Annotated in this window: 7 protein-coding genes and 1 riboswitch; of the genes, 2 read left to right on the top strand and 5 right to left on the bottom strand. The window is 55.6% G+C overall.

Annotation, left to right across the window (positions count from 1 at the left end; all coding sequences use genetic code 11):
• Window positions 1–73: 73 nt before the first annotated feature.
• Together murI and btuB are read right to left on the bottom strand one after the other, a co-directional pair.
• A complete protein-coding gene (gene murI / locus IAE48_RS18880) occupies window positions 74–925 on the bottom strand; it encodes a glutamate racemase (RefSeq protein ID WP_200135256.1) in 852 nt (283 codons plus the stop codon).
• Window positions 870–2,708: a TonB-dependent vitamin B12 receptor BtuB gene (gene btuB, locus IAE48_RS18875; protein WP_200135255.1), complete on the bottom strand. Its 1,839-nt coding sequence runs from the start codon at window positions 2,706–2,708 to the stop codon at window positions 870–872. Before btuB ends, murI begins: the two co-directional genes overlap by 56 nt.
• 65 nt (window positions 2,709–2,773) lie before the next feature.
• A riboswitch (cobalamin riboswitch) is annotated at window positions 2,774–2,944 on the bottom strand.
• 116 nt (window positions 2,945–3,060) lie between these two features.
• Between btuB and trmA the strand changes: the two genes are divergently transcribed.
• Window positions 3,061–4,161: a tRNA (uridine(54)-C5)-methyltransferase TrmA gene (gene trmA, locus IAE48_RS18870; RefSeq protein WP_124970913.1), complete on the top strand. Its 1,101-nt coding sequence runs from the start codon at window positions 3,061–3,063 to the stop codon at window positions 4,159–4,161.
• 40 nt (window positions 4,162–4,201) lie between these two features.
• On the opposite strand, the gene IAE48_RS18865 is transcribed toward trmA, so the two are convergent.
• On the bottom strand, window positions 4,202–4,573 hold the full coding sequence (locus IAE48_RS18865) for a YijD family membrane protein (RefSeq protein WP_023479341.1): 372 nt from the start codon (window positions 4,571–4,573) through the stop codon (window positions 4,202–4,204).
• Between the two features lie 3 nt (window positions 4,574–4,576).
• Window positions 4,577–5,221 (bottom strand): HTH-type transcriptional repressor FabR, encoded by a 645-nt coding sequence (gene fabR, locus IAE48_RS18860; protein WP_034812619.1) that lies wholly within the window; start codon window positions 5,219–5,221, stop codon window positions 4,577–4,579.
• A 196-nt stretch (window positions 5,222–5,417) separates the two neighbouring features.
• Here fabR and sthA point away from each other — a divergent pair, with 196 nt between their 5' ends.
• A complete protein-coding gene (gene sthA / locus IAE48_RS18855; RefSeq protein ID WP_042717085.1) occupies window positions 5,418–6,818 on the top strand; it encodes a Si-specific NAD(P)(+) transhydrogenase in 1,401 nt (466 codons plus the stop codon).
• Here sthA and oxyR read toward each other — a convergent pair.
• Entirely contained in the window at window positions 6,801–7,718 is a 918-nt protein-coding gene (oxyR, locus tag IAE48_RS18850; RefSeq protein ID WP_054804432.1) for a DNA-binding transcriptional regulator OxyR, read from the bottom strand. The genes sthA and oxyR overlap by 18 nt on opposite strands.
• Window positions 7,719–7,941: the final 223 nt, after the last annotated feature.

The raw sequence follows: 7,941 nt of genomic DNA, 5'->3' as shown, positions 1-7,941 counted from the left end.
GGGAGTTAATTCCTGCTGACAACCCCTAATTTCAAAAAACTTTTCAACCGTCTCTTTTTTGCTCAAAACGGCGTTAAATAGCCAGTTTTTCGAGCCTTTCGAAGCCATAGCGCTGCAAAACGGGCAGTAATTGCGCAGTTTCCGGCGTCAAAGCCATGCAATAGGCAATATTACTGTCAGACGATTTAGCCTCCGGCGCTTCATGCTCCAGTAGCCAGGCGGTACGGCGTGCAATAGCCGAACCGGAATCAATCAGCCGCGTCCCTTCTGGCAGCACCTGCAACAGCTCTTCTTGTAATAGCGGGAAGTGGGTACAACCCAGCACCACGGTATCCGGTGGCTCCTTCATCCGCAGCCACGGGCGCAGAATACGGCGCAACTCCTCAAGCGGCACAGGTTCGCCGTGCAGTTTGCCTTCGGCCAGCTCCACCAGCTCAGCGGAACCCAGCATTTCGATCCGGCACTCATTAGCAAAGCGCGCGATCAATTCATGCGTATAAGGACGCTTCACCGTCCCGCGCGTCGCCAGCAGGCCCACGATGCCGTTTGCCGTTAACCGCGCCGCAGGTTTGATCGCCGGCACCACGCCCACTACCGGGAAGGTAAACTTCTCACGCAGCGCGGGCAGCGAAACGGTGCTTGCCGAGTTACAGGCAATAATGGCCAGAGAGAGGGGATAACGTGCCTGAACGGCGGAAACAATCTCGACAACACGCTCAACGATAAACTCCTCGCTCTTCTCCCCATAGGGAAACGCGACGTTGTCGAAGGTGTAGATATAGTGCAAGTCCGGCAGGAGCTGCCGGATCTCGTCATACACGGAAAGCCCACCGACACCGGAGTCAAACACCAGCACGGTGGGCCGCGCGTCAGAAGGTGTAGCTGCCAGACAAGGTGTATTCCCGTCCTGCAGTTTGGTAACCATATGCTGTCTCGTACTCTTTATCGAACAGGTTGGCGATTTTACCACGAACTGTCAGGTGAGAGGTTACAGGATATGAGGCAGAAAAATCGACGGTGCTATAACTTGGCAGAATACGTTTCTCGCCCGTTGTATAATCGTGACGCTTACTGAAATACTCCCAGGCAAGATCCAAATCGACATCATATACAGACCAGTCAAGCTGGTACTTCGCCTGGCGCTGCGCCCTGCGCTGCAACACGTCGTGGGTTCCATCATCACGCGGGTCAATATATTGCAGCGTGACGCGGTGGGTGAAAATGCCCGTATCGATATCGCCGGTCCACTCAACACCCTTAATAGTGGCTGACTTAACATTGATATAAGCCTGGTTGCTGTAATCAATGAGATTCTCTATCTCATAGCGGTACGCCGAGAGACGCCAGTCCAGCGGACCAGTAAGCCCTTCAATGCCCGCTTCCCACTGTTTCGACTCTTCCGGCTTCAGATTGGGATTCGATGCAATGCCAAACCGCTTCGCGCCGAACTGCTGACCCAGCGACGGCGCAAGGAAACCGGTGCCGTAAGAGAGCGTCAGGCGATAGTCCGGTACAAACTCCCAGCCTGCCGCCGTCTGCCAGGTGCCGTGCCAGCCAAACGAATCATCTTTATCTTCACGACCGGACGCCTCAAGCGTTACATCGCCTAACTGCTTCATTCCCGTCAGATAGAGCCCGGTGTTATCGCGATCGTAGGCATCGCGGCTGGTCTCGTTGGACGACACCAGGCGCTCCTGCTTCCAGTCCACGCCTGCACCAACCGAGCCTTTACCGATATCAACGTTATTTGCCCACTGGATGTAACGCTGCTCCAGCTCATCCAGCGTCGTGCCCGTATGGTATCGACCATAGATGCTGCTGTAGTTGTAGTCTTTGCTTTTTTGATAGCTCGCCAGCAGTTGGGAAGAGTAAATGCCCTGCTTGAAGTTGAGCCCGGTATCCCAGCCCTGGGCATAGAGCTGACGCTCATCGGCGCTGTACTCCGGCAAAAATGGCGGGCTGCCGAGGTCATAGTCCACGTTATTGCTGAAGTCATACCCGCGGAAGAAGCCGTCAACATTGTCGTTAAACGTATGCTGAACGCTGCCCCAGAAGGTTTTGTTCCGGTAGCCGTCGCGATCCTCGTCATGATCCCAGCTTGAACCGGGCTGAACGTTAAACCCGCGCGTGCCGGTATAGGAGGCCGCACCGGTCACCACCGTGTCACCAAAACGCTGGCGTACTGTACCGTCGTAGGTTTGATACCCCTTCGAACCGATGCCCGCGTTAATTTGAGATTTCTGATCGCCCGTGAGGGTAATGATGTTTACTACGCCGCCAATCGCGCCGGAGCCATACACCGTCGAGCGCGGCCCGCGGATGTACTCCACACGCTGCACCAGCGAGAGCGGGATCTGATCCAGCTCAGGAGCGTTAGAAATTCCTCCGCGCGCCACCGGCACACCATCTATCATCAGTAACAGGTGTCTGGATTCAGTCCCCCGTACATAGACAGATGAGAGCTGCCCGAGACCGCCGCTTTGCGAAACATCGATGCCCGGAAGGCGGCGCAGAACCTCTATCAGCGAGCGCGACTGCCAGCGATCGATCTCATCACGCGTAACAATTTCCGTCGGCGCCAACACGGTTTTAAGCGGTTGTTGAAAACGGTTTGCTGTCACCACTACCTGATCCTGACCGCTATCCTGCGCCCAGCCGGAAAACGCCGTGACGGAGAGCGCCGTCAGCAGCGAAGCTTTTTTTATCATTATGTAAGCATCCACATAATAAGAAGGATGCCGCAGGTTCCATCAATAGCTCGCGATGATGACAACCAGATGCGACGTATGCCGGCAGGTCTTCGGGCTCGGAGGTACCACGAAAGGCGACTTCCCACCCGCAGGCAGTGTCTGGCCTCTCACCTTTATCCTTACCGCTGCGCGTCAGCCCCAGATTCGCACTGGGTTCCCTTTTAACTCACAGGACCGGAAAAAGGATGCTACATTCCGTTACATATAGATGTCCAGACTGCTACGGGACTATTTCGTTGCGCCGCGGGCTGGACATCCCGTGAGCAATCCCTACAATCCCCGCGTTATTCATAATCTCTCAGGAAGCATCATGACCCCAGAACACCTGCCGACAGAACAGTACGAAGCCCAGCTGGCCGAAAAAGTCGTACGTCTGCAATCGTTGATGACGCCCTTTTCCGCGCCGCTTCCGGAGGTGTTCCGCTCACCCGTCAGCCATTACCGCATGCGCGCCGAGTTTCGTATCTGGCACGATGGGGACGATCTCTACCACATCATTTTCGATCAGCAGACCAAATCGCGTATTCGCGTCGACAGCTTCCCGGCGGCAAGCGAGCTGATTAACCAATTAATGTCGGTGATGATCGAGGCGGTGCGCGACAACAAAACCCTGCGCCATAAACTCTTCCAGATTGATTACCTGAGCACCCTGAGTAACCAGGCGATCGTCACGCTGCTCTATCACAAGAAGCTGGATGCCGAGTGGCAGGAAGAGGCCACGCGCCTGCGCGATGCGTTACGCGCGCAGAACCTGAATGTGCAGATTATTGGCCGCGCCACCAAAACCAAAATCGAGCTGGACCAGGATTTCGTTGATGAGCGTCTGCCGGTTGGCGGCCAGGAGATGATCTACCGCCAGGTGGAGAACAGCTTCACCCAGCCGAATGCGGCGATGAATATTCAGATGCTGGAGTGGGCGCTGGATGTCACGCGTGGGTCGAAAGGCGATCTGCTGGAGCTTTACTGCGGCAACGGCAACTTCTCGCTGGCGCTGGCGCGTAATTTCGAGCGCGTGCTGGCAACAGAAATTGCCAAACCTTCGGTTGCGGCGGCGCAGTACAACATCGCGGCGAACCAGATTGATAATGTGCAGATTATCCGCATGTCGGCGGAGGAGTTTACCCAGGCGATGAACGGCGTACGCGCTTTTAACCGCTTACAGGGCATTGATTTGCAGAGCTACCAGTGCGAAACGATTTTCGTCGATCCACCGCGCAGCGGGCTGGATGCGGAAACTGAGAAGATGGTGCAGGCTTACCCGCGCATCCTTTATATCTCCTGCAATCCGGAAACGTTGTGCAAAAACCTGGAAACATTAAGCCAGACGCATACGGTTTCACGCCTGGCGCTGTTTGACCAGTTCCCCTACACGCACCATATGGAGTGCGGCGTCCTGCTGACGCGCAAGTAATCGCGATGCCGGAGGTGATAAACGCCCTCCGGCTTACCGCTTACTCTGAATCGGAGGCTTCGTACTGACGGCTGCGGTTGCGCAGGCGAAAGCCAATCCAGAAGACCAGAATTACCGCCAGCAGCGCGGGCAGGAAGTTGGAGCCCATATCCGGATACTCCGCCCGCACCACGGCGCTATAGAGCAGCACACCGAGAATAAAGCAGGCCGCTGAAAGACCCGGTAAACCCACCGGCATGGTGCGATTCTGGTAACGCTGATGCAGACAGTAGATTGTCAGCACCAGCGAGATAATCGGAAAGAGCGAAAAGGGTACGAGGGAGCTAAACACGGCGGTAAACGTGCCGTTAATCGACAAACCGGCGATCAGCGCCAGCAGCAGCGTACCTTTCTCTTGACCTGACTGTTTCATCATTCATCCTTCACTCGTCGGTTGTTGCGCCATTTTTTCCTGTTCGCGGCGATACCAGTAATATGCGCCTTTTGAAATCATACGCAGCTGTAAAACCAGCCGCTCTTCCAGCTGCTTGCGCTGCTCTGCGCTGACGTCCAGCGCTTCCGCACCGGCGTTAAAGACGATGGTGACCATCGCTTCAGCCTGCGCTTCCGTAAAGGCGCGCGGCATGTGGTTTTCGAGTTCGAGGTAATCGGCAAGTTCCGCAATAAAGTGCTGGATCTCGCGCGCAACCGCTGCACGAAACGCGGCTGACGTTCCGGAGCGTTCACGTAAAAGTAGCCGGAAGGCGTTCGGGTTATTGCCAATAAATTCCATAAAAGTGGAGACCGACGTGCGGATCACGCTGCCGCCTTTGGCAATTCGCTGACGCGCCTGGCGCATCAGTTGGCGCAGCATCAGGCCGCTCTCATCGACCATCGTCAGGCCAAGCTCATCCACGTCGCGGAAGTGCCGGTAAAATGACGTTGGCGCGATGCCCGCTTCACGAGCCACTTCCCGCAGGCTCAGGCTGGTAAAACTTCGCTCAGCGCTCAGTTGGCTGAATGCGGCTTCAACCAGTGACCGCCGCGTTCTCTCTTTTTGTTGCGCTCTTACACCCATCACGATGTTTGAATCCTTCCAGGGGCCCGCTGGCACTATACCAGAGAATAAATCCAAACCGATTGTACTGGATTGTGACGGATTGTTTACGCGCAGATTCTTCTTTTTCAGCGGAAAAAAGCACAGTGATAATTGGGTTATCCCGTGGTTAATGTTAGTATTATGTTGCTTTTATGTATAAGAACAGGTAAGCCTTACCATGCCACATTCCTACGATTACGATGCAATAGTGATAGGCTCCGGTCCCGGCGGCGAAGGCGCAGCCATGGGCCTCGTTAAACAGGGAGCCCGGGTAGCGGTTATTGAGCGCTACCATAATGTCGGCGGCGGCTGTACGCACTGGGGCACCATCCCATCGAAAGCGCTCCGTCACGCAGTCAGCCGCATTATCGAATTTAACCAAAACCCGCTCTACAGCGACCATACCCGCCTTCTTCGCTCCTCTTTCTCCGATATCCTGAACCATGCCGAAAGCGTGATTAACCAGCAAACGCGTATGCGTCAGGGTTTTTACGAGCGTAACCACTGCGACATTCTGGAAGGCAACGCGCACTTTATTGATGACCACACGCTGGCGCTAGAGTGCCACGATGGCACCGTCGAAACGCTGACGGCAGAGAAATTTGTCATCGCCTGCGGTTCGCGCCCTTATCACCCGGATGATGTCGACTTCGCGCACCCGCGCGTCTACGACAGCGACTCGATTCTCGATATGCACCATGAACCTCGCCACGTGATTATCTATGGCGCAGGGGTTATCGGCTGTGAATATGCGTCCATCTTCCGCGGTATGAATGTGAAGGTCGACCTGATCAACACCCGCGATCGTCTGCTGGCGTTTCTCGATCAGGAGATGTCCGACTCCCTCTCCTACCACTTCTGGAACAGCGGCGTGGTGATTCGCCACAACGAAGAGTATGAGCGCATTGAGCCACTAGATGATGGCGTCATCATGCATCTGAAATCGGGTAAGAAGCTGAAAGCGGACTGCCTGCTCTACGCGAACGGCCGCACCGGGAATACCGACAGCCTGCAGCTTGCCAATATTGGGCTGGAAGCGGATAGCCGTGGTCAGTTGAAGGTCAACAGCATGTACCAAACCGCGCTGCCGCATATCTATGCCGTGGGCGATGTGATTGGTTATCCAAGCCTGGCATCAGCGGCTTACGATCAGGGGCGTATCGCCGCGCAGGCGATGATCAAAGGTGAAGCCACCGCGCATCTGATTGAGGATATCCCGACCGGGATCTACACCATTCCGGAGATCAGCTCCGTCGGGAAAACCGAACAGCAGCTCACCGCCATGAAAGTGCCTTATGAAGTGGGCCGTGCGCAGTTTAAACACCTCGCACGGGCGCAAATCGTTGGCATGAACATTGGTACACTGAAGATTCTGTTTCACCGCGAAACGAAAGAGATTTTGGGGATCCACTGCTTTGGCGAGCGCGCGGCCGAGATTATTCATATCGGCCAGGCGATTATGGAGCAGAAAGGTGGCGGTAACACCATTGAGTACTTCGTTAACACCACCTTCAACTACCCAACCATGGCGGAAGCCTATCGGGTAGCGGCACTGAACGGCCTAAACCGCCTGTTTTAAGCCTTTGTCGAAATGGCCATCCATCGCGCCGCGGATGGCCTCTGCCAGCTGCTCATAGCGGCTGCGCAGCGGCGAGCCTGGTCGATAAACCAGCCCAACCGTACGCTTCGGCTCCGGCTTAATGCACGGTAAGTAGACCACGCCGTCACGTTTACGCTCGCGCGGTACGGCAAGCGCAGGCAGCAGCGTGATGCCGCTCCCGGCCGCGACCATATTACGCAGCGTTTCCAGGCTGGTTGCGCGGAAATGGGTATCCTCATCCGCGCCCGCTTCAAAGCAGAAGCCCATCGCCTGATCGCGCAGGCAGTGCCCATCTTCCAGCATCAGCAGCTTTTCACCCGCCAGATCGGCCATCGGCACGCAGTCGCGGTTCGCCCAGGCGTGATCTTCGTAAATCGCCAGCATCATCGGCTCGTCAAACAGCGGCACTTCAATAAAAGCTTCACTCTCTTTGACCAGTGCGAGGATCGCGCAGTCGAGCTTGCCGCTATCAAGCTGCGCCAGCAGCTGCTGCGTCTGCGCTTCGTGCAGATACATCTCAAGTTTCGGGAAGGTTTGATGCAGCAGCGGAATAATATGCGGCAGCAGATAGGGGCCTACGGTCGGGATCAGCCCGATATGCAGCGGGCCGGACATGGCTTCACCTTGCTGGCTTGCCATCTCTTTCAGCACCTTGACCTCGCGCAGTACCGTGCGCGCCTGGTCCACCAGCAGCAATCCAGCCTGGGTAAAGAGAACTTTGCGGCTGGTGCGCTCAAGCAGCATTACGCCCAGTTCATCTTCCAGTTTGCGGATCTGCCCGCTCAGCGTAGGTTGGCTGACGTGGCACGAGTCGGCTGCACGGCGAAAATGGCGGTGTTCCGCTAACGCCACCAGGTATTCAAGATCACGAATATTCATCTTCATCCTCCGTCGCCACGATAGTTCATGGCGATAGATAGCATAGCAACGAACGATTATCCCTATCAAGCCTTCTGTACAATAATTGGCTCCAGGAAACGTAGCGGTACTGTGTTCTACCCTAACCAGTCACCCTTTTCACTACCGTTTCTCTCTGTACAACTAAAGCCAACGTGAACGTTTTGCGGACCCCGTGTCCGCTTTTTTTTTGCATAAAAAAGCC

The sequence above is a fragment of the Kosakonia sp. S57 genome (assembly GCF_016516575.1).
Classification (GTDB): Bacteria; Pseudomonadota; Gammaproteobacteria; order Enterobacterales; family Enterobacteriaceae; genus Kosakonia; species Kosakonia cowanii.
This window is presented reverse-complemented; position numbering and strand designations above follow the sequence as displayed.

Bases quoted from the DNA above. Each gene is read 5' to 3' on its own strand.
- murI (WP_200135256.1), bottom strand. From the start codon at position 925: ATGGTTACCAAACTGCAGGACGGGAATACACCTTGTCTGGCAGCTACA.
- btuB (WP_200135255.1), bottom strand. From the start codon at position 2,708: ATGATAAAAAAAGCTTCGCTGCTGACGGCGCTCTCCGTCACGGCGTTT.
- trmA (WP_124970913.1), top strand. From the start codon at position 3,061: ATGACCCCAGAACACCTGCCGACAGAACAGTACGAAGCCCAGCTGGCC.
- IAE48_RS18865 (WP_023479341.1), bottom strand. From the start codon at position 4,573: ATGAAACAGTCAGGTCAAGAGAAAGGTACGCTGCTGCTGGCGCTGATC.
- sthA (WP_042717085.1), top strand. From the start codon at position 5,418: ATGCCACATTCCTACGATTACGATGCAATAGTGATAGGCTCCGGTCCC.
- oxyR (WP_054804432.1), bottom strand. From the start codon at position 7,718: ATGAATATTCGTGATCTTGAATACCTGGTGGCGTTAGCGGAACACCGC.